The sequence below is a fragment of the Streptomyces sp. TS71-3 genome (genome assembly GCF_018327685.1).
Classification (GTDB): Bacteria; Actinomycetota; Actinomycetes; order Streptomycetales; family Streptomycetaceae; genus Streptomyces.
Genome location: NZ_BNEL01000001.1, coordinates 885,054 through 911,103, shown reverse-complemented (window position 1 = coordinate 911,103; position 26,050 = coordinate 885,054). Strand labels below are relative to the sequence as shown.

Annotated in this window: 14 protein-coding genes; all 14 read left to right on the top strand. The window is 73.9% G+C overall.

What is annotated here, in order from left to right:
- The first annotated feature begins 73 nt into the window (after window positions 1-73).
- On the top strand, window positions 74-6,790 hold the full coding sequence (locus Sm713_RS03850; RefSeq protein ID WP_249416063.1) for a non-ribosomal peptide synthetase: 6,717 nt from the start codon (window positions 74-76) through the stop codon (window positions 6,788-6,790).
- Entirely contained in the window at window positions 6,787-12,375 is a 5,589-nt protein-coding gene (locus Sm713_RS03845; protein WP_212908273.1) for a non-ribosomal peptide synthetase, read from the top strand. Before Sm713_RS03850 ends, Sm713_RS03845 begins: the two co-directional genes overlap by 4 nt.
- The gene (locus Sm713_RS03840) at window positions 12,372-13,517 is read left to right on the top strand and encodes a saccharopine dehydrogenase NADP-binding domain-containing protein (RefSeq protein WP_212908272.1); all 1,146 of its coding nucleotides are present in this window, start codon (window positions 12,372-12,374) and stop codon (window positions 13,515-13,517) included. Before Sm713_RS03845 ends, Sm713_RS03840 begins: the two co-directional genes overlap by 4 nt.
- Entirely contained in the window at window positions 13,514-15,367 is a 1,854-nt protein-coding gene (locus Sm713_RS03835; protein WP_212908271.1) for a Gfo/Idh/MocA family oxidoreductase, read from the top strand. Before Sm713_RS03840 ends, Sm713_RS03835 begins: the two co-directional genes overlap by 4 nt.
- On the top strand, window positions 15,364-16,572 hold the full coding sequence (locus Sm713_RS03830) for a cytochrome P450 (protein WP_212908270.1): 1,209 nt from the start codon (window positions 15,364-15,366) through the stop codon (window positions 16,570-16,572). Before Sm713_RS03835 ends, Sm713_RS03830 begins: the two co-directional genes overlap by 4 nt.
- Window positions 16,569-17,378, top strand: a complete 810-nt coding sequence (locus tag Sm713_RS03825; RefSeq protein ID WP_212908269.1) for a thioesterase II family protein — start codon at window positions 16,569-16,571, stop codon at window positions 17,376-17,378. Before Sm713_RS03830 ends, Sm713_RS03825 begins: the two co-directional genes overlap by 4 nt.
- Before the next feature lie 37 nt (window positions 17,379-17,415).
- Complete coding sequence (locus Sm713_RS03820) at window positions 17,416-18,144, top strand: trans-aconitate 2-methyltransferase (protein WP_212908268.1); 729 nt, start codon at window positions 17,416-17,418, stop codon at window positions 18,142-18,144.
- A gap of 44 nt (window positions 18,145-18,188) precedes the next feature.
- Complete coding sequence (locus Sm713_RS03815; RefSeq protein WP_212908267.1) at window positions 18,189-19,988, top strand: ABC transporter ATP-binding protein; 1,800 nt, start codon at window positions 18,189-18,191, stop codon at window positions 19,986-19,988.
- Complete coding sequence (locus Sm713_RS03810; protein WP_212908266.1) at window positions 19,985-21,730, top strand: ABC transporter ATP-binding protein; 1,746 nt, start codon at window positions 19,985-19,987, stop codon at window positions 21,728-21,730. Before Sm713_RS03815 ends, Sm713_RS03810 begins: the two co-directional genes overlap by 4 nt.
- Window positions 21,731-21,746: 16 nt before the next feature.
- Window positions 21,747-23,228 carry a salicylate synthase gene (locus Sm713_RS03805; RefSeq protein ID WP_212908265.1) on the top strand — a complete coding sequence of 494 codons (1,482 nt, stop codon included), beginning with the start codon at window positions 21,747-21,749 and terminating at the stop codon, window positions 23,226-23,228.
- Window positions 23,229-23,464: 236 nt separating this feature from the next.
- Window positions 23,465-23,767 carry a hypothetical protein gene (locus tag Sm713_RS03800; protein WP_212908264.1) on the top strand — a complete coding sequence of 101 codons (303 nt, stop codon included), beginning with the start codon at window positions 23,465-23,467 and terminating at the stop codon, window positions 23,765-23,767.
- 68 nt (window positions 23,768-23,835) lie between these two features.
- The gene (locus Sm713_RS03795) at window positions 23,836-24,153 is read left to right on the top strand and encodes a helix-turn-helix transcriptional regulator (protein WP_212908263.1); all 318 of its coding nucleotides are present in this window, start codon (window positions 23,836-23,838) and stop codon (window positions 24,151-24,153) included.
- 401 nt (window positions 24,154-24,554) lie between these two features.
- Window positions 24,555-24,725, top strand: coding sequence for a 50S ribosomal protein L32 (gene rpmF / locus Sm713_RS03790; protein ID WP_212908262.1), 171 nt, complete (start codon window positions 24,555-24,557; stop codon window positions 24,723-24,725).
- A gap of 6 nt (window positions 24,726-24,731) precedes the next feature.
- Complete coding sequence (locus Sm713_RS03785; RefSeq protein ID WP_212908261.1) at window positions 24,732-25,913, top strand: GTP-binding protein; 1,182 nt, start codon at window positions 24,732-24,734, stop codon at window positions 25,911-25,913.
- The last annotated feature ends 137 nt before the right edge of the window (window positions 25,914-26,050 follow it).

Here is a 26,050-nt window from a genome sequence, read left to right as displayed (position 1 = left end):
TGGTGCTTCTCCCGAGGCGAGGTCTACGCTACATTGCAATGAAAATCATTTCTATTAATGAAAGGCGGCCTGGGTGAGTGACGAGAGATCCACCCTGACGCTCCACCAGGTGCGCGAGTCCGTCGCCCGCGCCCTGCGGATTCCGGCGGACGAACTCGACCCGGACGGCGACCTCTTCGAGCAGGGGCTGGACTCACTCGCACTGATGTCCCTGGCCGGGGAGTGGCGCGGGAGGGGGCATGGCATCGGTTTCGCGGAGCTGGTCGAGGAGCCGGTGCTCAGCCGATGGGTGGCGCTCCTCGCGGCCGCGGAACGGACCGAGCGGTCGGTGGCGGCCGTTCCGGCTCCCGCCGAGCGGCCGGCTACCAGCCTCTCGTCTCGACCGCGGGACGACGACGAAACGTTCCCTCTGGCCACCATGCAGCACGCCTACTGGATCGGCCGCCAGGACGGCCAGCCGCTGGGCGGCGTCGCCCCGCACTTCTACACCGAACTCGACGGCGAGGGAGTCGATCCCGAACGCCTCCGGCGCGCGCTGCGCGCGCTCGTCGACCGCCACGCCATGCTGCGGGCGAGCTTCGACGACGGCAGGCAGCGCATCTCCCCCGCCGGCGCGGACGTGCCGAGCGCCAGGCTCGTCCTCCACGATCTGCGCGACGCCGGTGAGGGCGCGGTGGCCGCCGAGCTGGACCGGCGCCGTCAGGAGTACACCCACGCCCGCCGGGACGTGACCGCGGGCGACATGCTCCAGGTCGCGCTCACCCTGCTGCCGGCCGGTGGAACCCGGCTGCACATCGACCTCGACATGATGGCCGGGGACGCCCTCAGCCTCCGCGTCCTGCTGCGCGACCTGTGCCACCTCTACCACGACCCGGCGGCTCCGCTGCCCGAACTGGGCCTGGAGTTCCCCGAGTACGTCGCCGCCCACGCCGAGAGCCAGGCCGCCGAGCGGTCGCGGGCCGGGCGCTGGTGGGCCGAGCGGCTGCCGGATCTTCCCCCGCCGCCCCTGCTCCCCCTCACCGTCGATCCCCTGCACCCGGTCGCCGCCTCCGACACCGCGCTCACCCGCTCCCGCCGTCTGCACCACTGGCTGGACCCCGAGGCCAAAGATGCCCTGATCACAGGCGCCCGCAGCCACGGCCTCACCCCGGCGGCGGTGCTGGCCACCGCCTTCGCCGAGGCGGTGGCGGCCTGGAGCGGCAGCAGGCGTTTCCTGCTCAACCTGCCGGTCTTCGACCGCGAACCGATCACCCCGGATGTCGCCGGCATGATCGGGGACTTCAGCAGCTCGCTACTGCTGGACGCCGACCTGCGCCAGGACCTGCCGTTCACCGAGCAGGCCCGCCGCATCCAGGACGGCATCCGGCAAGGTATCGCCCACGCGGCACACTCGGGGGTCGACGTGCTCCGCGAGCTGGCCAGGCAGCAGGGCGCCCCGGTGATCGCTCCCGTCGTCTACACCAGCGCCATCGGACTGGGTGAGATCTTCGAGCAGGAGGTACAGGGCGCCTTCGGCAAGCCGGTCCACATCATCTCGCAGGGACCGCAGGTGGCGCTGGACGCCCAGGTCACCGAGCTGGACGGCGGGCTGCTGCTCAACTGGGACGTCAGAGAGGGAATCTTCGAGGACGGCGTGCCCGAGGCCGCGTTCACGGCGTACCTGGACGTCGTCGACGGCCTGGTCACCGCATCCGCAGGGCCCAAGGCGGGTTCCAAGGACCCCTGGCGGGCGCCGGTCGCGCCGCTGCCGGCCGAGGCCGACCTCGAAGCGCGCTCCCGCTCCCCGCAGCCGGACAGCGCGCCACCCGCGTACGCCCTGCACGACCGGTTCTTCGCGCTCGCGGAGGAGCATCCGCAGCGCACGGCCGTCGTCACGGAGGACGGCTCGACGCTCTGCTACGCGCAACTGGCCCTGGCGGCACGGCGGGTGGCGGGCGCGCTGGGCGCGCTCGGTGTGCGGCGCGGGGACACCGTGGCCGTCACCCTGCCCAAGGGGGCCGCGCAGATCACAGCGGTGCTCGGAGTGCTGGCGGCCGGCGCTGCCTACGTGCCCGTCGGCGTGGACCAGCCCGCGGCGCGCCGGGAGCTGATCCACCGGCTCTCCAACGCAGCCGTGGCCGTCACCGACGACGAGCACGCACCGCTGGTCGAGCGTGCCGGCGGTGTGGCGGTGCTGCGGCTGAGCGAGGCGGCGCGGGCGGAGCCCGCTCCGGTGTCCGGGGCTCGCCCGGAGGACCCGGCCTACCTGCTGTTCACCTCTGGATCGACCGGAGAGCCCAAGGGCGTCGAGGTGCCCCACCAGGCGGCGGTGAACACCCTCGACGCGCTGGCCTACCTCTTCGACACCGGACCTGACGACGCGGTGCTCGCGCTCTCCGCGCTCGACTTCGACCTGTCGGTGTTCGACGTCTTCGCGCCGCTGTCGGTCGGCGGGCGGGTGGTGGCGGTCGGTGAGGCGGAACGGCGGGACCCGGCGCGCTGGGCCGACGCGGTGCGAGAGCACGGGGTGACCATCGTCAACTGCGTTCCCGCGCTGCTTGACCTCCTGCTCGCCGCCGCCACGGCGCCAGGGCAACTGGACTCGCTGCGCCTGGCCCTGCTCGGCGGTGACTGGGTGGGCATGGACCAGCCCGCTCAGCTGCACGCGGCTGCCCCCGGGTGCCGGTTCGTGGCGCTGGGCGGGATGACCGAGGCGGCCATCCACTCCACCGTCTTCGAGGTCACCGGCGGCCACGTCGACCCCGCATGGCGATCCATCCCCTGGGGTGTGCCGCTGCGCAACGTCCGGACCCGGGTCGTCGACGAGCGCGGGCATGACCGGCCCACCCTCGTCCCCGGCGAGCTGTGGATCGGCGGCCGGAGCCTGGCCACCGGCTACCGGGGCGACCCCGAGCGCACCGCCGCCCGCTTCGTCACCGACCGCGGCGAGCGCTGGTACCGCAGCGGCGACCGGGCCCGCTACCGGCCCGACGGCACCCTCGAATTCCTCGGACGGACCGACCACCAGGTGAAGATCCGCGGCCACCGCGTCGAACTCGGTGAGATCGAGGCCGTGCTGCAGACCTGCCCCGGTGTCCAGCAGGCCGTTGCCGTGGTGATCCACGGCACGGGCGGCGACCGGTTGGGGGCCGCGGTCTCGCCGGACTCCCCCACCGCCGAGGAGCTGACGGCCTGGGCGGCCGACCGGCTGCCGCCCTACCTGCGGCCGGACGCCGTGCTGGTCCTGCCGTCCCTGCCGCTGACCGCCAACGCGAAGCTGGACCGCGCGGCCGTACGCGGGCTCCTGGAGGCCCACGATCTCCGGGACGGCCGCGAGGTCGCGGGTGAGCAACCCGTGGGGGCCTTCGAAGAAGCGGTCGCCGAGCTGTGGGCTGAACTGCTCGGGCGGCCCGGCGTGGTCAGGGAGGACTCCTTCTTCGCCCTGGGCGGCGACTCCCTGGTCGCCACCCGTGTCGTCTCCCGGCTGCGGGCCCAGGGGTTCGCCGGTGCGGCGGTCGCCGACCTGTTCGCCGCGCCGGTGCTCCACGACTTCGCGGCCCGGCTCAACCGTCCCTCCTCCCCTGCACCGATCGTTCCCGAGGTGGCCTGCGACCCGGCACTCGCCCACCGGCCCTTCCCGCTCACCGAGGTGCAGACCGCCTACGTCACCGGACGGGACTCCGGTTTCACCCTCGGGGGCGTGGGGACCTGGCACTACAGCGAGTTCGACGGTGAGGACGCCGACCTGGAGCGCCTGGAGCGCGCCTGGCAGGCCCTGGTACGCCGGCACGACATGCTGCGCGCCGTCATCGAGGACGGCACCCAGCGTGTGCTGCCCGAGGCCGAGGTGGCCCCGTTCCACATCCCGGTGCGGGACGTGACCGGCACACCGCACGAGGCCGGGCAGGACGCGGTGGCGGAGCTGCGCGGGGCGATGTCGCACGAGATCCGCGACCCCGCCCGCTGGCCGCTCTTCGACCTCCGCGCGGTGCGCTACCGGGACCGGTCGGGGGCGGTGCGCACCCGCCTCGGCGTGGGCCTCGACTACGTGGTGCTGGACGCCCTCTCCATCGTCACCCTCTACACCGAGTGGGGCACGCTCTACGCCGACCCCTCGGCCGTGCTTCCGGCGCTCGACCTCACCTACCGCGACTACCAGTCGGCTCTGGCCGCCCGAGCCGCCGCCGACCCGGCGGCGGCCGAAGCGACCCGCGCCCACTGGCGCTCCCGCCTGGAGGCGCTGCCTCCCGCGCCCCGGCTCCCCTACCGCACCGAGCCCGCCGCGGTGGAACGGCCGCGATTCGCCCGGCGCCGCACCGCGCTCGACGCCGCATCCTGGCAGGCCGTCAAGGCGGGTGCCGTGCGGCACGGCCTCACCCCCTCCGCCGTACTGCTCGCCGCCTACGGTGAGACGCTCGCGGCGTGGAGCGGCACGGACGCGGTGGCCATCACGCTCACCCTCTTCAACCGCCACGAGATCCACCCCCACGTGCACCGGGTGGTGGGCGACTTCACCTCGCTCTCCCTCGCCGGATACCACCGAACGCCGGGACCGTGGCTGCCCGCACTGCGCGGGCTGCAACGCCGCCTGGCCGAGGACCTCGACCATCAGGACGTGCCCGCCACCTGGCTGCTGCGTGAACTCGCCCGCCGCACCGGCACCGTGGACCCCGCGGCGCCGGTGGTCTTCACCAGCGCGCTCGGGGTGGGCGACGCCGCGCTCGCCGACCCCGGCAAGGGCTTCCCGGAACGGGTGTGGGGCGTCACCCAGACACCGCAGGTGAGCCTGGACCACCAGGTCACCGAGGAGAACGGCGCGCTGGTCGTCACCTGGGACGCGGTGGAGGAGCTGTTCTCCCCCGGCGTCCTGGACGAGATGGCGGCCGCGCACGCCCGACTGCTGCACCACCTCGCCCGCGGCGACTGGGACGCGCCGGTGCCCGACCTGCTGCCGCCGGGGCAGCGGGCCCGGCGCGCCGAGCTCAACGCCACCCCGCCCACCGCGCCCCGCCCGCTGCACGAGGCGTTCTTCGCCCGCGCCGCCGCGGAACCGGATCGGGCCGCGCTCATCGCCGCGGACGGTCGCACCCTCAGCTACGGCGAGACGGCGCAGGCCGCGCTGCGCACCGCTCGGGCCCTGCGCAGCAGCGGGGTGGCGGAGGGGGACCCGGTCGCGGTCACCCTGCCGAAGGGGCCCGAGCAGGTCATCGCCGTGCTCGGCGTGCTGGCCGCCGGAGCCGTCTACGTTCCGATCGGCGTGGAGCAGCCGGCGACCCGCCGCGAGTGCGTCCGACGCGCGGCCGGGATCCGGGTCGCCATCGCGGAGGACGAGCAGGCAGCGGGCTCTGTCCGGGTGCTGACGCCACGCGAGGCGATGGCCTGCGACGCGGCCGAGGCGCCGCTGCCGACGGCACCGGACGCGCTGGCGTACATCATCTTCACCTCCGGCTCCACCGGAGAACCGAAAGGGGTGCCGATCAGCCACGCTGCCGCCTGGAACACCGTGGCCGGCATCAACGCCCGGCACGGCATCGGGGGCCACGACCGGGTCATGGCGCTCTCCGCGCTGGACTTCGACCTCTCGGTGTACGACATCTTCGGGCTGCTCGCGGCCGGAGGCGCGCTGGTCCTGCCCACCGAGGAGCAGCGGCGCGAGCCGCGGAGCTGGCGGGCGCTGCTGCGCGAGCACGGCGTGACGGTCTGGAACACCGTGCCCGCCCTGCTCGACCTGCTGCTCTCGGCGGACGAGCGCGCAGGGGACCGCGCCCTCACCGGCCTGCGCACCGCCCTGCTCTCCGGCGACTGGATAGGCCTCGACCTGCCTGGGCGGCTGATGGAGCGCGCCGGCGGCGGGTGTCACTTCATCGCCATGGGCGGCGCGACCGAGGCATCCATCTGGTCCAACACCCACGAGGTCGAAGGCGGGGCGGTCGACCCCGGCTGGCCGTCCGTGCCCTACGGCCACCCGCTCACCGGGCAGCGCTACCGCGTCTGCGATCCGCAGGGCCGAGACTGCCCGGACTGGGTGCCCGGTGAGCTCTGGATCGGCGGCGCCGGACTCGCCGAGGGCTACCTCGGCGACGCCGAGCGGACCGCGGCCAAGTTCGTCACCCGCGGCGGGGAGCGCTGGTACCGCACCGGGGACCTGGGCCGCTACCGGCCCGGCGGGACGATCGAGTTCCTCGGCCGCACCGACCAGCAGATGAAGATCGCGGGACACCGGATCGAAGCCGGCGAGGTCGAGGCCGCCCTCGCGGCCCACCCGGGCGTCGCCCGCGCCGCGGTGGTGGCGGTGGGCCCGCGGGAAGCCCGCCGGCTTGCCGCCTTCACCGTCCCCACCGGCTCCGCGCCCGACGGCGGGCCGCCCGCCGCCTGGCTGCGCCCGTGGCTGGCCGAGCGGCTCGCCCCGTACGCGCTTCCCACCTCCGTCGAGACCCTGGCGGAGCTGCCGCTGACCGCCAACGGCAAGGTGGACCGCCACGCGCTGATCGCCCTCGCCGAAGGTTCCGCCGGTACGGACGGCACCACGGCCACGGACGCGGAGCCGCCCCGGAAGGGGATCGAAGCCGAACTCGCCGAGCTGTGGCAGGCCGTCCTGCCGGGCCCGGTCCACGGCCGTGACGCCAACTTCTTCACCCTCGGCGGCGACAGCCTCACCGCGATCCGCGTGGTCGCCGCCGTCGAACGCCGCCTCGGCGCACGCATCCCCGTCCGGGCACTACTGGCTGCCCCCACGCTCGCCGCCCTCGCCGCCGAGGTCACTGCGGCCCTCGCCGCCCCGGGGCACGACACCGAAACAGGAGAGCTGTGAACGCGCAGGACACCGAAGAAGCATCCGGCACCGAAGGAACGTCCGCCGCCGAGCTGATCGCCCGCTACGGGCGTGACGGAGTGGAACTGTGGGCCGAGGGCGACCGCCTCCGCTACCGCGCCCCCAAGGGCTACCTCACCGAACAGCGCCTCGCCGAACTACGTGACCGCAAGGAGGCCCTCCTCGCCGAACTGGCCAGGGCGGCCCGGCAGCCAGTGCTCCGGCACGATGCGGCAGAGCACCACGAGCCGTTCCCCCTCACCGACCTGCAGACCGCCTACCTGCTCGGCCGCACCGACGCCTACGCCTACGGCGGCATCGCCTGCCACACCTACGTCGAACTCGGCGATCCCGACCTCGACCCCGCCCGGGTGGCGGACGCCTGGAACACGCTCACCGCGCGGCACGACATGCTGCGCGCCGTCGTACACCCCGACGGCTACCAGCAGGTGCTCCCCGAGGTCCCCGCCATCGAGGTACCGGTCAGCGAGGTCACGAGCCGGCCCGATCTCGACGCCGAGGTCGCGCGGGTCCGCGACCGGCTCTCGCACCGCACCGGGCCCACCGACGCATGGCCCCTCTACCGGCTGCACCTGACTCGATGTCCCGGGCACGCGGTGCTGCACCTCTCCTTCGACATGCTGATCGTCGACCACGCCGGCCTGCGGCTGCTGCTCGCCGAGTTCCAGCGCCTGCTGTCCGACCCGGCCGCCGAGCTGACCCCGCTCACCGCCACCTTCCGCGACTACGTCCTGGCCCGGCGGTCGCTCACCGAGAGCCCGCAGTACGCCGCCGACCGCACGTACTGGACGGACCGGCTAACCGACCTGCCCGCCGCGCCGGAGCTTCCCCTGGCGGAGGGCTGGGCCGCACCCGCCGCGCCCGCCGGCGGGGGCCCGGTGCGCTTCGCCCGCCACGAACGGCTGCTGGACGGGGACACCGCGCGCGCCCTCGGCGAGTACGCCGCCGCGCACGGCGTGCCCGTCTCCACGGTGCTGCTCACCGCCTACGCGGAGGTGGTCGGAAGGTGGTCGCGCACCCCCCGCTTCACACTCAACGTGCCCACGGTGCAGCGCCTGGCGCTGCACGACGAGATCGACCGGATCGTCGGGGACTTCACCGCCCTGGAACTGCTGGCCGTAGATCTCACCGGCCTCGCCACGAGCTTCGCCGACCGGGCCCGCGCCCTTGGCGGTCAGCTGCTCGACGACCTGGCGCACCCCCTCTTCACCGGCTCCGAGGTGCTGGCCGAGCTCTCCCGCCGGGCCGGGGAGCCGGTGCTGATGCCGGTGGTCTTCACCAGCGCACTCGGACAGGACCCCGGCGCGGCGGTGCCGCGTGAGGTCGGCTACGCGGCCACCCAGACCCCGCAGGTCTGGCTCGACTGCCAGGCGATGACCCGCGGGGACGTGCTCGCCCTCTCCTGGGACGTGCGGGACGGCGTCCTCCCCGAGGGCATGCCCGAGGCCATGTTCAACGCCTGGGTCACCCTGGTCGAGCACCTCGCCGCGGACGCCGGGGCCTGGCACCGTCCGGCCCGCGTGGAGCTGCCCGCCGAGCAGACGGAGCGCAGAGCACTGGTCAACGGCACCCAGGGGCCACTTCCCGACGGCCTGCTGCACGAGCCGTTCTTCGCGCAGGCCCTGCGCACGCCGGACGCCCTCGCCGTGCGCACACCGGAGCGCGACCTGACGTACGCCCAGCTCGCGGATCGCGCCCGGCAGGTGGCGCGGCAGCTTGGCGGTCTGCGTCCTGCCGAGACGGTCGCGGTGTGGATGGACAAGGGCTGGGAGCAGGTCGCCGCCGTGCTCGGTGTACTGCTGGCCGGCGGCGCGTACGTGCCCGTCGACAGTGCACAGCCCGCGGCCCGCCGGGACACCATGCTCGCGGACGCGGGCGCCCGGACGGTGCTGACGCAGTCCTGGCTGGCAGAGGCGGACGACCTGCCACAAGGCCTGCGCGCGGTCTCCGTGGACGAGCTTCCGGCAGAAGGGGATCACGAGCTCCCATCCGGCACAGGTCCCGGCGCCGCGGGGCCACTCACCGGTTCCGGAGACCCGGCGCCTGACACCGGCCCCGACGATCTGGCGTACGTCATCTACACCTCCGGTTCGACCGGCACCCCGAAGGGCGTGATGATCAGCCATCGGGCGGCGGCCAACACCGTCCAGGACGTCAACACCCGTTTCGACGTGGGCCCGAAGGACCGCGTGCTCGGCCTGGCCGGGCTCGGTTTCGACCTGTCGGTGTACGACGTCTTCGGGCCGCTGTCGGTGGGCGGCGCCCTCGTGCTGCCGGCCGCCGAGCGGCGCGGGGACCCCTCGCACTGGGCCGAGCTGATCGCCGACGAGGGCGTCACGGTGTGGAACTCCGTACCCGGTCAGTTGGGGATGCTCTGCGACTGGCTGCGCGGCGACACCGACGCGTGGACGGCGGCCGGGCCCCGGCTCGCCCTGCTCTCGGGCGACTGGATACCCGTGGCCCTGCCCGACGAGGCACGCGCCCTGCTGCCGGGACTCGACGTGGTCTCGCTGGGGGGCGCGACGGAGGGCGCCATCTGGTCCATCGCCCACCCCATCGGCGAGGTGGACCCGACCCGGCCCAGCATCCCCTACGGCCGCCCGCTGACCAACCAGACCTTCCACGTCCTCGACCAGGCTCTGCTGCCGCGGCCGGACTGGGTGCCCGGTGAGCTCTGCATCGGCGGCGCGGGCGTCGCCCTCGGCTACCTCGGGGACCCGGAGCGCACCGCCGAGCGGTTCATCACCCACCCGGAGACCGGCGAACGGCTCTACCGCACCGGCGACTTCGGCCGCCACCTGCCCGGCGGCGACATCGAGTTCCTCGGCCGCCGGGACGCCCAGGTGAAGATCCGCGGCTACCGGATCGAACTGGCCGAGGTGGAGACCGCCGTACAGGCCCACCCGTCCGTGGCCGCCGGGGCGGTGGTGGTGGACGACTCGGCCTCCGGCGGACGCCGCCTGGCCGCTTTCGTGGAACCGGCCCGGGTGACCCCCGCTGCCGACGGCGCGCGCATCGCGGAGGCCGTGTACGGGGCCGCCGCCGAGGCCGTGCGCACCGCCTCGGAGCATGTGGACGCCGAGCGGCTGGCCACGTTCCTGCGGGTCCTGGACGAAGCCGCGCTGAACGCGATGGCGAGCGCGCTGGAGCCCGCCTTCGCGGACGCGGGCCCGCGGACCGCCGAGCAGGTCTGTGCCGCGCTGCGCGCCACCCCCCGCCACCGGCACATGGTCCGCCGCTGGTTGCGCGCCCTGGTCGCCGAGGGCCGGCTGGACCACGACCCGGCGGCGGACGCGTACCGGGGGCTGCGCCTGCCGGACACCGGGGACGGGGCGGCGGCCTGGGAGCGGGCCGCCGAGCTGGAGCGCGAGGTCGGCTGGTCCTCGCGGCTGCTTGAGGTGATGCGCACCTGCGCCGACCGGCTGCCGGAACTCGTCTCGGGCGAGGCCGACATCCGGGCGCTGCTCTTCCCCGGCGCCGCGCTGGACGCCGCCGACGCCGCCTACCGCGACAACCTCGCCATCCGTCACCTCAACCAGGCGCTCGCCGCCGCCCTCCGGGAGATCGCCGGCGCCCACCTCGGCGAGGAGCGGCTGCGGGTGCTGGAGGTCGGCGGCGGAGTCGGCGGCACCACCGACGAGCTCGTGGCTGGTCTGGCGGAGTTCGGCGTGGAGTACACCTTCACGGATGCCTCGCCCTTCTTCCTCCAAGAGGCCGGCGAGCGCTACGCCGACCAGCCGTGGATCCGCTGCCGCCGCCTGGACATCGACTCCGAGCCGCGGGAGCAGGGCTTCCTGCCCAACTCCTACGACGTGGTGGTGTGCGCCAACACGCTGCACGCCACCGCCGACACGGACGCGGCGGTGCGCAGGTTGCGCGAACTCCTGGTACCCGGGGGCCATCTGCTCTTCGTCGAGAACACCCGGGACGACCACTACCCGCTCCAGGTGTCGATGGAGTTCCTGGAGGTCGCCGGGCGCGAGTGGACGGACCTGCGGACGGCCGCGGGGCAGTCGTTCCTCACCCGCGCCCAGTGGACCGAGCTGCTCGACCGGCACGGCGCCACCGGGGTGGCCGTGCTGCCCGAGCCCGGCGACCCACTGGCGGCCACCGGTCAGGAGCTGGTGCTGGCCCGGGTGAAGACCGACCGGGCTCCGCTGACCGTGGGCGAGCTCGCCCGGGCGGCGGCGAACAGGCTGCCCGAGTACATGGTGCCCTCGGTGTGGCAGATCGTGGACGCCCTGCCGCGCACCGCCAACGGCAAGACCGACCGGGGCCGGCTGGCCTCCTGGCTGCCCGGCGAGGCCGACCGGGCCGCCGAGCAACCCGGCTCCGGGGCGGAGCAGCCCCTGGACGATCTCGAACGGGAGCTCGCCGACCTGTGGTCGCGCCTGCTGGGCGTGGTGCGCGTGGGCCGCCAGGACGACTTCTTCGCGCTCGGCGGCGACTCGCTGCTGGTCGCACGCATGGTGGGGCAGCTACGCGAGCACGTGCCGCAGGCCGCCGGTCTGGAGTGGGAGGTCGTGCTGCGGCACCTGCTGCGGCAGCCCACGGTCGCGGGTCTTGCGGCGTTCCTCCGCGAGGTCGCCGGGGAGCCCGTGGCACCCACGGCGGCGCCGGGCAATCCGGTGGTGCACCTGCATGGCAGCGGCTCTCCCGAGGAGCCCACCACCGTCCTCGTGCACGCCGGGACCGGCACGATCATGCCCTACCGGGGCCTGGTCACCGAGCTCCGGCGGCGCTCGCGCGGCACCGCCACCGTCGTGGGCCTGGAACTGCCGGACCCGGCGGGCTTCCTGGCCGACTCGCCGGACGGCCAGATCGAGCAACTGGCCGCCGGCTACGCCAAGGAGCTCCTCGCTGGAGGCTGCCGCACCTTCCACGTGGTCGGCTACTGCCTGGGCGGCCTGATCGCCACCGAGGTCGCACGCAACCTCGCCGAGTCCGGCGCCGAGGTGGCAGACCTCACCGTGATCAGCAGCCACAGCCCGCGGTTCCGCCTGGAGGACGAGCTGATCACGGAGTACTCCTTCGCGGTCATGATGGGCATCGCCCCCGCCGACCTGGGCTTCCCCGCCGACGAACTGCGGGTGGCCGCCGCCGCGGAGGCCGCGCTGGAGAAGACGCCCGATCTGCTCCCCGACGGCTCGATCGCCGCGCTGGACGGCTCACTCGCCGACGTGGCCGACTCCTTCTCGGCACTGGCCGCGGTGCCGCGCGCCACCCGCATCCTGCGCATGTGCGAGGCGGTCCCCGGCCCGGCCGGCACCTACACCCCCGAGCACATGACCCGGCTCTTCCGTGCCTTCCGGCAGAGCGTCTTCGCCATCACCCGCTACGACGCGGAGCCGTACGCCGGCGACATCACCTTCCTGCGCCACGGCGGTGCGTACCCCTTCCCGGGCAGCAAGGAGGCGGTCACCCGCTACTGGGAGGACCTGGTCCTCGGCGAGCTGCGCATCCTCGACATCCCGGGCGACCATTTCAGCTGCATGTCCGTCGAGCACGCTCCGGGGCTGCTGGCGCTGCTGGACCGCCTGACCGGCGGGGCGGTGACCCGATGACCGGCCGGGCGGGCATCGGTGTCCTCGGCGCCTCGGGCGCCGTCGGCCGCGAGGCCGTGCGCGCACTGCGGCAACTGGGTCACCGCGGGCTGCTGCTGGGCGCCCGCCGGCCGGAGGCACTACGCGAGCTGGCGCCGGGCTCCGGGCTCGCGGTCCGCGTCGATGTACGCGACCCGGCCAGTCTGGCGATGTTCGCCTCCTCCTGCGATCTCGTCCTCAACTGCGTCGGCCCCGCCTACGAACTGCGGGCCACCGTGCCCGCCGCCGCGCTCACCGCCGGCGCGCACTGCGTGGACGTCGGCGGATACGAGCCGGCCTGGGAGGACCTGGCCCGACAGGACGCGCCGGACGCCGGGAAGCACAGCGTCGTGCTCTCCGCGGGCACGCTGCCCGGCCTCTCCGGCATCCTGCCGCGCTGGCTGGCCGCTCAGGGCCCCGGCAGCCCGCGGGCCCTGACCGCCTACAGCGGGGGCCTGGAGCCCTGCACGCCCACCGTGGCCGAGGACGTCATGCTCTCCGTCATCACCGGCGGCGGGGGCGGCGACGCGTACGGCGAGTCGCTGGCCGCCTGGCGGAACGGCCGCAGGCAGTCCCGCGCCCTGCGCATCGTGGAGGACACCGAGGCCCCCGGCTTCCCGGACCGCGCCGCCCTTCAGCCCTACCTCAGCAGCGAGGCGGAGCGGCTCGCCGCACACCTCGGCCTGGACCGGGCCGACTGGTTCAACACCCACCCGGGCCCGCGGGTGCGGACGCTGTTCGGCGAGCTGCCCGGCCGCCTGGCGCAGCACGTGCACGAGGCGGATCGGACGGCCCTCGTCGAGGAGATGATGCTGGCCGCGCGTCTCGACCTGGCCGGCCGCACTCCCTACTACGTCATGGACTTCACCCTCACCGCGGACGGCTCGTCCGGTGTCCGGCGGCTCTCGCTGCGGGCGTCCAGCAGCTACCGGCTCACGGCCCTGGTCGGGGCGCTGGCCGCGGACGCGGTGGTGCGCCGGACCGTGCCGCCGGGCGTCCACTTCGCGTGCGACGTGCTCGACCCGGCCGAGGTGGCGGCCCGGCTGCGGGCGGACGAGACGGTGGAGCGCTTCGAGGTGAGCGGGGACGCGGAGCCCGCACTGGTCGAGGAGGGCGCCCTGTGAGCGGTCCCCCGCTGCGGGTGCTGGTCTGCGGCACCAACTTCGGCCGGTTCTACGCCGAGGCCGTGCGCGAGCGCGAGGGGTACGAACTGGTCGGCCTGCTGGCCCGCGGCTCCGACGCCTCCCGCGCCTACGCGGACAAGCTCGGCGTGCCCCTGCACACCAGCCCGCCCGAGGACGGCGTCGACCTGGCGTGCGTCGCCGTCGGCTCGGCGATCTCCGGCGGCACCGGCGCCGAGCTCGCCCTCGACCTGCTGGCCCGCGGTGTCCACGTCCTCCAGGAGCACCCGCTGCACCTGGACGAGCTGACCGCCTGCGTCCGCGAGGCACGCAGGCAGAAACTGCACTACCGGATCAACACCCATTACCCGCACCTCGCCCCGGTACGGCGGTTCGTCACAGCGGCCAGGAGGCTGGCGGAGCGTCAGCAACCGCTCTTCGTCGACGCGGCCACCCCCGTGCACCTGATGATGCCGCTGGTGGACATCCTCGGCCGGGCGCTGGGCACGCTGCGGCCCTGGCGGTTCGCCGACCCGGCGCCGCTCGTCGACGGATCCGGCCCGGCCCCCTTCCGGACCCTCCACGGCGTGATCGGCGGCGTGCCGCTGACCCTGCGGGTGCACCACCAGCTCGACCCCGCCGACCGGGACAACCACGCGCTGCACTGGCACCGGATCGCGCTCGGCACCGAGGGCGGGGTACTCACCCTCGCCGACACCCACGGCCCCGTGCTGTGGAGCCCGCGCCTGCACGCCGAGCGGGACGCGGACCACCGCCTCGTGCTGGACGGTCCGGGCACGGCTTCCTTCGGCCTGCCCACCACGTCCGTGATCGGCGAACCCGGCACCTTCCGCCAGGTCTTCGACGAGATGTGGCCGGATGCCATCGGCCGTGCAGTGGACGGGATGCGGGACGCCGTCCTCGGCGGCGGACCCGGCACCGCGGGACCGCAGTACGACCTCGCGGTGTGCCGCATCTGGTCGGAGCTGGCCACCCGTCTGGGCCCGCCCACGGTGGTACGGCCGCCCCGGCCGCGCCCGCTGCCCGCGGAGGAGCTCTTCGACGCACCGAGCGAGCAGCCCGCACCGGTGGCTTACACGCCCTCGGCCGAGTTCTTCGACCTGGTGGCCGCCGAGCACGTCGCCACCTCCAGCGCGCCGGCCGTGGCCGCCGCTCTGGGCGGGCTCGACACCGGCACCGGCACCGTCGTGGACATCGGTGCGGGCACCGGCCTCGTCACCGAGGCGGTCGCCCGCGCCCTGCCCGGGGCCGCGATCCTGGCGGCCGAACCGGCGGTCGGCATGCGCGCGGTGCTCACCAGCCGCGTCTTCGGCGATCCGGACCTGCGCCCGCGCGTCACCGTCACCGACAGTGCCGCACCGGACCTCGAACTGCCCGACCGGATCAGCGCGGCCGTCCTCTGCGGAGTGCTCGGCCACCTCGATGCCGGGCAGCGCCGCCGCCTGTGGTCCCGGCTGCTGGCCCGGCTCGCTCCGGGCGGCCGGATCGTGGTCGAGCTGATGCAGCTCGACGCCCCCGCCGAACTCCCGCCCAGCCGGCTGGCCACGGCCACCGCGGGCCGCCACCGCTACGAGTGGTGGTTCTCCGGTGTGCCGGAAGGCGCCGGCGCGATGCGGCTGCGCAGCACCTGGCGCATCTACGAGGAGGCGTCACCCGCGCCGCTGCGCGAGGTGCACGACGCCTACCTCTGGGAGCCGTTCGGCCTCGACACCCTCGCCGAGGAGTCCGGCCTCCTTGTCCGGCCGATGCCGGTGCGGCCGGGCGCCCCGCCTCTCGCGGTGCTCAGCCGCGAACCCCTGTCCCTCCCCCGTCCCACCGAGGATCTTCGATGACCGCACCGGAACCCGCCGCACCGCCCGCCTTCCCCATGCGCCGCGGCTGCCCCTTCGCACCGCCCGAGGAGTACGCACGGCTGCGCCGCGAGCAGCCACTCGCCCGCGTCACCATGCCGACCGGCCGCGGCGCCTGGCTCGCCACCCGCTACGAGGACGTGCGGGCACTGCTCGCCGACCCCCGGGTGAGCGCCGAGGCCCGGCACGCCGAATTCCCGGCGTTCAGCGAGGCCGAGCGCCAAGTGGCCGCCCAGCTCCGGCCGTTCCTGCGCACCGACGCACCCGACCACACCCGCTACCGGAAGATGCTCCAGCCGGAGTTCACCCTGCGCAAGGCGCGCGCCCTGCGCCCCGCCGTGCAGGCCATCGCGGACGAGCTGATCGACGACATGCTGGCACTGCCAGGACCGGTCTGCTTCATCACCCACTACGCCAACGCCTTCTCCACCTCGGTGATCTGCGCCCTGCTCGGCATACCGGGGGAGAACGTCGAGTTCTTCCGCGACGTCACCCGGATCTCCGGCTCCCGCACCAGCACCGAGGACGAGGTGCGGGCGGCGCTCGGCGGCCTTTTCGAGCTGCTTTCGAAGATCATCGAGCTGCGCCGCGAGCAGCCCGCGGACGACCTCATCTCCCAGCTCGTCACCGAGCAGCTCGTCCCCGGGCACATGACCCACCAGGAACTGCTCTCCGTCCTCGGGATCACCATCAACGGCGGGAGGGTGAGCACCACCGCCATGATCGCCCTGTCCACCCTCCATCTCCTCCAGCGGCCCGAACTGGCCGAGGAACTGCGTGCACAACCGGCGCTCCTCCCGCAGGCGATCGAGGAGTTCCTGCGGGTGACCTCGGTGTCCGACGCGCTGCCCGCCCGGGTGGCCACCGCCGACATCGAACTGCCGAGCGGCACTCTCCCCTCCGGGCACGGCGCCATCGGACTGCTGGCCGCCGCCAACCACGACCCGGAGGTCTTCCCCGAGCCGGAGCACATCGACATCCACCGCACCCCCAACCGGCACCTCGCCTTCGGGCACGGCCCCCACCAGTGCATCGGCCAGAACGTGGCCCGCCTCGAACTGGAAGTGGCCCTTGAGACCCTGCTGCGCCGGGTGCCCACACTGCGCCTGGCCACCGGGGTCGAGGAGATCGAGTTCATGCCGGACGCCCACACCTACGGCGTCGAGCGGATGCCGGTGATCTGGTGAGCGTTGCCGGCCGGAGTACCTGGCTGCGCTGCTGGCAGCCGCGGCCCGCCGCCCGGCTGCGGCTGGTCTGCCTGCCGCACGCCGGAGGCGGCGCGGGCTTCTACCGCACCTGGGACGCGCTCCTGCCACCCGACGTGGAACTGCTGGCCGTGCAGTACCCGGGGCGCGAGGACCGCTGGGCCGACCCGATGGCCGACCGCATGGACGACCTGGTCCACGCGGTGACGGAGGATCTGCTCCCGCTGCTGGACCGGCCGTACGCATTCTTCGGGCACAGCATGGGCTCCGCCGTCGCGTGGGAGCTGGCCCACGCGCTGCGCGGACACGGCGCGCCGCCGCGCCGGCTCTTCGTCTCCGGCCGCGAAGCGCCGGGCACGGCCCGGCCCGGCTCGGTGCACCGGCAGAGCGACGAGGCACTCGGCGCCGAGCTGGCCCGGCTGGGCGGCACCCCGCCCGAGGTGCTGGCCGATCCCGACCTGCGGGCCGCCGTGCTGGGCTACGTCCGCAGCGACTACCGGCTGATCGAGACGTACCGGCCGGGCCCCCTTTCCCGGCCCCCGCTGGACTGCCCGATCACCGTCCTCACCGGCGACTGCGACCCGGACTGCGACCTGCGGGCCGGCCGGGAGCACGGCGGCGACGGCACCGGCGGCTGGGCCGCGCTCACCACCGGGCGCACCCACGTGCACACCTTCTCCGGCGGCCACTTCTACCTCGGTCCCCAGCGCGCCCGGGTGATCGCCACCCTCCTGCGCCGCCTGGACCCCTCGCTGGCCGTCGCCGTGCCCTGGCCCAGTACGCCATGACGCCCCCTCTGCTGTGTGCGAACGAGAAGAGACAGCAATGATCGACTACTACACGCCGTCGGCCGAGTTCTACGACCTGGTCGCCGTGCGCCACACCGCGAGCAGCGGCCCCCCGCTGGCCCGCGTCCTGGCCGGGGCGGACACCCGGCACGGGCCTGTCCTGGAGATCGGCGCGGGCACCGGCCGGGTCACCGAGGTGATCGCCGGGACCCTGCCGGACGCGGAGATCGTCGCCGCCGAGCCGTCCGCGGTGATGCGCGCCCAGCTCACGGCCCGGGTCGCCCGCGATCCCGGGCTGCGGCGACGGGTCACCGTCACCGACGGCGCGGCCCAGGACATGCCGCTGCCGGAGCGGATCTCCGCAGTCGTGCTCTTCGGCGTGGCCGGGCACCTCGGCCAGGCCGAACGCACCGCCCTGTGGCGCCGGCTGGCCGATCGGCTGCCGCCCGGGGGCCGGATCATCGTGGAGCTGATGGGCGTCAGCGCCCCGCGCACCATCCCGCCCGCGATGTCGCTGCGGGAGACCATCGGCGAGCAGACCTACGAGTGGTGGATCGGCGGCGAGCCGGCCGGCGGCGACGCCATGCGCTTCGCCACCACCTGGAAGGTGCTGCGCGCCGGACGCACCGTGCGCGAGGTCGGCGACAGCTACGTCTGGCACACCTTCGACGTGGACCGTCTCGCCCGTGAATCCGGCCTGACCGCCCGCAGGGTGGCGCAGGGCGGCAGTGGCGCCATTCCGGAGATCGGAGTGCTGACCACGTGACCGAACCGAGTGCAGACCACGAGACCGATCGGAGTGCTGACCACGTGCGTGCACCAGCCGTCCGCACCGAGCCGCCGCTGCGGCGCATTCTGCGCCGAGCGAGCCGGCCCCTGGGCACCGCCGTCGCTCTCCAGGCCGCCGCCGCGGCCTGCGGAGTCATCCCCTTCATCGCCATCGCCCTGCTCGCGGGGCGCCTCACGGACGGCTCGCCGGTGACCGGCGACCGGCTGTGGCCGCTCGTCGGGCTGGCCGGCGGCAGCGGCCTGATCGCACTCGTCCTCGGCTATACCGCCGGCGTGCTGAGCCACCTCGCGGACAACACCCTGCAACTGAGCCTGCGCCGGGATCTCGCCCGCCACATCGGGAGGCTCCCGCTGGGCTGGGTCACCGACCGCGCCTCGGGCGAGATCAAGAACGCCGTGCAGGACGACGTCCAGGCCCTGCACGGCCTGGTGGCCCACACCCTGCTCGATGCCACCGCCCTGCTCACCGCCCCCCTGCTCGCCCTGGCCTACCTGTTCTCTGTCGACTGGCGGCTCGCCCTTGTGAGCCTGGTGCCGCTGGTCCTGGGAGCGCTGCTGTTCAGCCGTGCCATGGCGGGCGCCAGGGAGCAGATGGCGGAGTACGGCGGGGCGCTGGCCCGGATCGCCACCGCCGCGGTGGAGTTCGCCGGCGGCATCGCCGTCCTCAAGACCTTCGGCCGCGGCGCCAGCGGGCACCGGAGGTTCACCGCGGCCACCGACGCCTTCTCCGACTTCTTCACCCGCTGGGTGCGCCGCACCCTGCTGCCCTCGACGGCCGCGCTGCTGGTCGTGGCGCCCGCGGTGGTGCTGCTCCTGCTGGTGGGCGTGGGCACCGCCCTGGTCGTCTCCGGGACGACGTCCGCCGCGCACCTGGTGGCGTTCGCGCTGCTGGGGCCGCTGGTCAGCGCGCCGATGGGTGTCGTCGGCACCCGGATGCAGCAGATCCGCGCCGGGCAGGCGGCAGCCGTCCGTATCACCGCCCTGCTGGACACCCCGGTGCTGCCGGAGCCGGAGCGCCCGGCCGTCCCGAGCGGCTCGCAGGTCAGCCTGCGCGGCGTCTCGTTCTCCTACGACGGCCGCGGTGAGGTGCTCAGCGGCATCGACCTGGACCTGGCGCCCGGCACGGTGACCGCCCTTGTGGGGCCCTCCGGTGCGGGCAAGTCGACGCTCGCCGCGCTGCTGGCCCGGTTCCACGACATCACGGAAGGGAGCATCACCCTCGGTGGGGCGGACATCCGCGAGATCCCGCTCACCGAGCTCCACCGGCACATCGGCTTCGTTCTCCAGGACGTACGCCTGCTGCGGGCCAGCGTCACCGAGAACATCCGCCTCGGCCGCCCCGGCGCCACCGACGAGCAGGTCCGCGAGGCAGCGCGCGCGGCCCAGATCCACGACCGGATCACGACGCTGCCGGACGGCTACGACACCGTGCTGGGCGCATCGGTCCAGCTCTCCGGCGGCGAGGCCCAGCGCCTGTCCATCGCCCGCGCCCTGCTGGGCGACCCACCGGTGGTCGTCCTCGACGAGGCCACCGCGCACGCCGACGCCGGCTCGGAGGCACTCATCCAGAACGCCCTCGCCACGCTGGCCGCGGACCGCACCCTGCTGGTGATCGCTCACCGCCTGGCGACGATCGCGGGAGCGGACCGCATCGCCGTCCTGGACGGCGGCCGGCTGGTGGAGCAGGGCAGCCATGCGGAACTGCTCGGCCGGGGCGGCAGGTACGCGCGCATGTGGAAGGCGCAGCAAGCAGAGCAGGCGCCGCCCGACGGCCCCGCGGAGCCAGCCGGAACCACGACCCGAGAGGCCATGCCCCGATGATCCGCCAACTCCTGAGCGTCCTGGGGCCCGAGGGCTCCCGCCCGTTCCGCCGCCTGCTGGTGCTGCTCGCCGTCGCCGGGATCCTCCAGGGTGTGTGCTTCGCCCTGCTGGTGCCGCTGCTGCGAGCCCTGCTCGGCACGCACCCCTTTGACGCCTGGCCGTATCTCGCGCTCTTCGGCGCCGGCTGCGCCGCCTATGCGCTCGTCCAGGCGGCCTGCCTCAGCGGTGGGTTCACGGTCGGGTCGAGCCTCGCCCGGGCGCTGCACCACCGTCTCGCCGACCGTGCGCTGACGCTGCCGGTGGGCTGGTTCACCCCGGCCCGGGCAGCCGAACTCAGCCGGCTGGCCGGCGGCAGCGTCGTCCAGGTGATGAACATGCCGGCGCACCTGCTGCGCCCGCTGGTCTCCGCCGTCCTCACCCCGGCCGTCATCGTCGTCGCGGTGTTCTTCTTCGACTGGCGGATCGCACTGGTGCTGCTGGTCTGCGCGCCCGTGCTGGCCCTGGTGCAGCGGTCGAGCACCGCGGTCGTCCGGCGCCTGGACGAGCAGCGCGACGCGGCGAGCGCGGAAGCCGCCGAGCGGGTGCTGGAGTTCGCCCGCAACCAGCCCGTACTGCGCGCTTTCGGCAGGGCCGCCGACGGATACCAGGCGCTGGACGACGCGCTCCTCGCGCAGGCACGCGCCGACCGGGCGCTGATCCTGCGCGGCATCCCCGGCCTGGTCGGCTTCGCCTTCGCCGCCCGCATGGTTCTCGCACTGGTGCTGGCCCTCACCGTCTCCTGGCTGCTGGACGGCTCCCTGACCGCGGCCACGCTGATCGCGCTCGCGGTGCTCACGGCACGGCTGGTCGACAGCGCGGCGGGGGCCGCCGACCTGGGTGCCGGCCTGCGGATCGCCCAGCGGGGCCTGGCGGGCCTGGGGTCCGTGCTCGACGAACGGCCCTTCCCTCAGCCGGAGCACGGCCGCATCCCCAACGGTGCGGCCGTCGAACTCACCGACGTCCGCTTCGCCTACCCCGGCCGCGATGCCCAGCGGCCCGTCCTGGACGGGATCAGCCTGCGGCTCCCCCACCCCGGCCTCACCGCACTGGTCGGGCCCTCCGGCGCGGGCAAGACCACCCTCGCCCGGTTGCTCGGCCGCTTCTGGGACCCGACCGGCGGCACCGTCCGCATCGGCGGCGTGGACGCCCGGGAGATCGCGCCCGAGGAACTGGCGGGACTGGTCTCCTTCGTCTTCCAGGACGTCTTCCTCTTCGGCGGCACCATCGAGGAGAACGTCCGGATCGGCGACCCCGGCGCCGACGACGAGCGGCTAGGCCGCGCCGCCCGGCTCTCGGGCCTGGACCAGGTGGTGGCCGAACTCCCGGACGGCTGGGCCACCCGGGTCGGCGAGGGCGGCACCGCGCTCTCGGGCGGTCAGCGGCAGCGCGTCTCCATCGCACGCGCCCTGCTCAAGGACGCCCCGATCCTGGTACTTGACGAGGCCACCGCCGCCCTGGACGCGGAGAACGAACGCATCCTGGACGCGACCGTCACCGCCCTGGCAGGCAACAAGACCCTCCTGGTGATCGCCCACCGCTTGCGCACCGTCCAGACCGCGGACCAGATCGCGGTCCTGGAGGACGGCCGGATCACCGAGCACGGCACCCATCCCGAACTGCTGGCCGCGGGCGGCACCTACGCCGCCTTCTGGCAGCAGCGCAGCAAGGCGGAGGGCTGGCGCCTGGCCGCCGCCTCCCACTGAGACGAAGGCAAGCCCCATGACCACCAGCACCAGCACCAGCACGACGCACACCACCGGATCCCACAGCGCGGCCCTGGCCGCCTGGGCTGCACGGGTGCCCGACGCGCCGCACACCACGTCGCTGACGTTTCGAGGCGACGCCTTGGCGGCGGCGGTCGGCCTCGTCACCTCAGGTCTCGGCAGCCCTTACGTCCTCTACGAGCGGGACAGCCTGCTGCACGTGGCGGCCGGAGCCGCCGGGCTGCTGCGGATGACGGCCCGTCACCTGACAGCAGAGGCCCAAGGCGGCTCGTGGACCCTGCCCGTGACGGGGCCCGCACTCGCGCCGGTCACGGAAGCTTTCGAGGCGCTGTCCACAGTGCAGGCCGGTGTCAGAGGCGCCTACGGCTGGGCAGCGTTCGAACTCGCCCACCTGCTGCACGGGGCAGGCGGCTCGGAACCGAGCCTCTCCGTGCCGGCAGGCGGCTCGGGCGGTGCTACCCCGCTCGCGGGCGACCCGAGCGGACTCGGCGATCTGCTGTGCCTGTTCATCCCGGCGGTGGAGGTCGTCCTCAGCCCCGGGGAGGCCACCGTCAGTGCGGTGAGTCCGCATCTGCTGGACACGGCGGCACGGCTTCTCACCGCCCCGTCCGCCCGACGGGCGCCGGGCCCCGCGACACCCGTGGAAGCAGGGGACGGGGACCCGGAGGCCTACCGGACGGCCGTGGCCAAAGTGATCGGAGACATCAGGGCGGGCCGCCTCGACAAGGCCGTGCTCTCCCGGACGGTTCCCCTGGACGGAGCGGCCCCCGTCGACCTCCCCGCCACCTACCTGGCGGGCCTGGCCGCCAACACCCCCGCACGCTCCTTCCTGCTGGACCTCGGCGGGTGGCAGGCGGCCGGTTTCAGTCCCGAGACCGTGGTGGAGGCCGTACCGGGCGGCCGGGTCACCACCCAGCCGCTCGCCGGAACCCGGGCCCTCTCCCAGGACCCGGCGGAGAACCACCGCCTGCGCGCCGAGTTGCTCGCCGACCCCAAGGAGGTGCACGAGCACGCGGTGTCGGTACGGCTCGCGTGCCAGGAACTGGGCGGTGTCTGCGCGACCGGGTCAGTGCTGGTGGAGGAGTTCATGGCGGTGCGGGAGCGCGGCTCCGTCCAGCACCTGGCCTCCCGGGTCGCGGGACGGCTGAGGGAGGACCGCGGCCCCTGGGACGCGTTCGCCGCACTCTTTCCGGCCGTGACGGCGACCGGCGCCCCCAAGACCGAGGCCCTGGCGGCCCTCCAGCGCTACGAGGACGGTCCCCGCGGACTGTACGGCGGGGCGGTGATCACCGCGGACACGGCCGGCGCGCTGGACGCCGCCCTTGTGCTGCGCACGGTCTTCCGCCGGGGCGAGCGGACCTGGCTGCGGGCTGGTGCCGGGATCATGCGGGACTCGACGCCGGACCGGGAGTTCGAGGAGACCTGCGAGAAGCTGCGCAGCGTCGCGCCGCACATCCGCCGCCGTCCGAGGTCCTGAAGGCCGGAGGTCCGCTCTTACGAGCAGGTCCACCAGGACGGGCCGTTCGGCCGTACGGCCTCGGTCGGCTCCGGCCGACCCCGATCGACGCGGCCGACCGGCCTGGGTAGCACATGAAACGGGCCCGGGCTGGAGTAGCCCCGACATAACATGCAAGAGTTGCCATATGTTAATATCGCAATATGCGGTTTCGGAGGACCGGACCGCGGACGATCGACGAGCAGCCAGGAGCGCACATGACCACCGCCGCCGAGCACCGCACGCACGACACGCACCCGCACACCCATGGCGAGGGATGCGGACACGTCGCCCTCCCCCACAGCGACCACACCGACTACGCGCACGACGGCCACATCCACCGGCCCCACGGGGACCACGTCGACGAGTGCGCGAGCAGCGCCCACACCCCTCACGAGGGCCACGACCACCAGCACGGCGAGAACTGCGGGCATGTGGCCGTGCCGCACGAGGACCACGTCGACTACGTGCACGACGGCCACCGCCATGCGGCCCACCAGGGCCACTGGGACGACCACTGACCTCCGGTTTCACGCTCACGATCTTGAACGTGAAACCGGGAATCATCGTCACTTGCTAATGTCCGCATATGACGACACCCCCCACCGCGGCCACCTCGGCAGGCGAGCCGATACCCAACCTGCAGGCAGCCAGCGACCTCCTGAAGGCGCTCGCTTCCCCGGTCCGGCTCGGCATCGTGCGTGAGCTGTCCGAGGGCGAGAAGTACGTCCACGAGCTGGTCGACGCCCTCGGGGTGAGCCAGCCGCTGGTCTCCCAGCACCTCCGCGTGCTGCGCAACTCCCGGATCGTGACCGCCCGACGCGAGGCCCGCGAGATCCAGTACGGGCTCACCGACGAGCACATAGCCCACATCGTGCTGGACGCCATCCGGCACGCTCGGGAATAGCCCGGCGCCACCGCACACAACGGCGCCGGGCCTCTTCGGTATGAGACCGGCGCACACGGGACACCGGCCGAACGGATCAGGCAAGTCCAGTCCGGTGAGGGCACCCTGGGCGGGCAGCCGCCGTCGGCCGGAACGTGACCGCCCTCGACCGGCCCCCGCACCGGGCGAGCCGGCACACCGGGAGCGAGGACGGCTGCCGTGCCATCTGGCGCCCGACCGCCACGGAGGCCGGGACCGACTCGGCGGCCGGGCGAGCCGAAGGAGACCGCGCTCGCCCTCGTAGCGAGACCGCCGCCATGGTCGCGGCCCACCCACCGGCCCCGTGCCGTACCCGAGATTATTGGTAATGGAACCCGTTTTCATATAGCGTGGTGCTTCGTTCACCCACTTCGGAGGTCCCCATGGCCGTGCCCAAGCGCAAGATGTCCCGCAGCAACACCCGCCACCGACGCGCGCAGTGGAAGGCGACGGCCCCGCAGCTCGTGCCGGTCACCGTGGACGGCGTCTCCTACCTGGTGCCCCAGCGGCTGGTGAAGGCGTACGAGCGCGGCCTGCTGCACCCCGAAGGCTGATCACCGATGCCGTACGACGGACTCGAACTGCTACCCGTCACGGTCCTGTCCGGCTTTCTCGGCGCAGGCAAGACCACACTGCTCAACCACGTCCTCGGCAACCGCGACGGCCTGCGCGTCGCCGTCATCGTCAACGACATGAGCGAGGTCAACATCGACGCGGCGCTCGTCCGCGGCGGCGAGGCCGCCCTGTCGCGCACCGAGGAGCGCCTGGTCGAGATGACCAACGGCTGCATCTGCTGCACCCTGCGGGACGACCTGCTGGAGGAGGTCGACGCTCTGGCCCGCGAGGGCCGGTTCGACTACCTCCTCATCGAGTCCTCCGGCATCTCGGAACCCATGCCGGTGGCCGCCACCTTCGCCTTCGCCCGCGACGACGGCGCCACCCTCGGCGACGTCGCCCGGCTCGACACCATGGTCACGGTCGTGGACGCCGCGAACTTCCTGCCCGAGCTGGCCGGCGGCGACGAACTCGCCGAGCGCGGCCTGGACCAGTACGAGGATGACGAACGCACCGTCAGCGACCTGCTCATGGACCAGATCGAGTTCGCCGACGTCATCGTCCTCAACAAACTCGACCTCGTCGACACCGAGTCCGCCGACCGGCTCGGGGCGACCCTCTCCCGCCTCAACCCGGCAGCGAGGATCGTCCCCGCGGTGCAGGGCCGCGTCCGTGCCGGTGACGTCCTCGGCACCCGGCTCTTCGACCTGGAGCGGGCCTCCCAGGCACCGGGCTGGGTCATGGAGCTCAACGGCGACCACGTGCCCGAGACGGAGGAGTACGGCATCTCCTCCACCGTCTTCCGCGCCGACGTGCCCTTCCATCCCGGGCGGCTGTGGACGTTCGTGACCGAGGAACTCGACAGCGGCGCCTACGGCCAGATCCTGCGCTCCAAGGGCTTCTTCACCCTGGCCAACCGCCCGCACGTGACGGGCCTGTGGTCGCAGGCCGGCTCCGTGGCCCGCTTCGAGCCCTCCGCCGCAACGGACTCGGGGAGTCCGACCGGCCAGGAGCTGGTCTTCATCGGCACGCACCTGCACGCCGACGCGCTGCGCGCGTCCCTCACCGACTGCCTCATGGCGGACGGCGAGGACCTGCCGTCCAAAGACCCGTTCCCCGCCTGGGACACCCACGGCATCGACGACGCCTGCGAGCACGAACACCCGGCACTGGTGGCCGGGCTCTGAAGGCTCCGGGCCGGGCGGCGGGCGCGGCCACGCACCGCCCGGCCCGGTCGGACACCAGGCGGCGGGTCCGGCGCGGATACCGATCAAGGGAGGCCGCCGCGCCACAGCACCGCGTACGCATGGGCACGGTCCAGGAA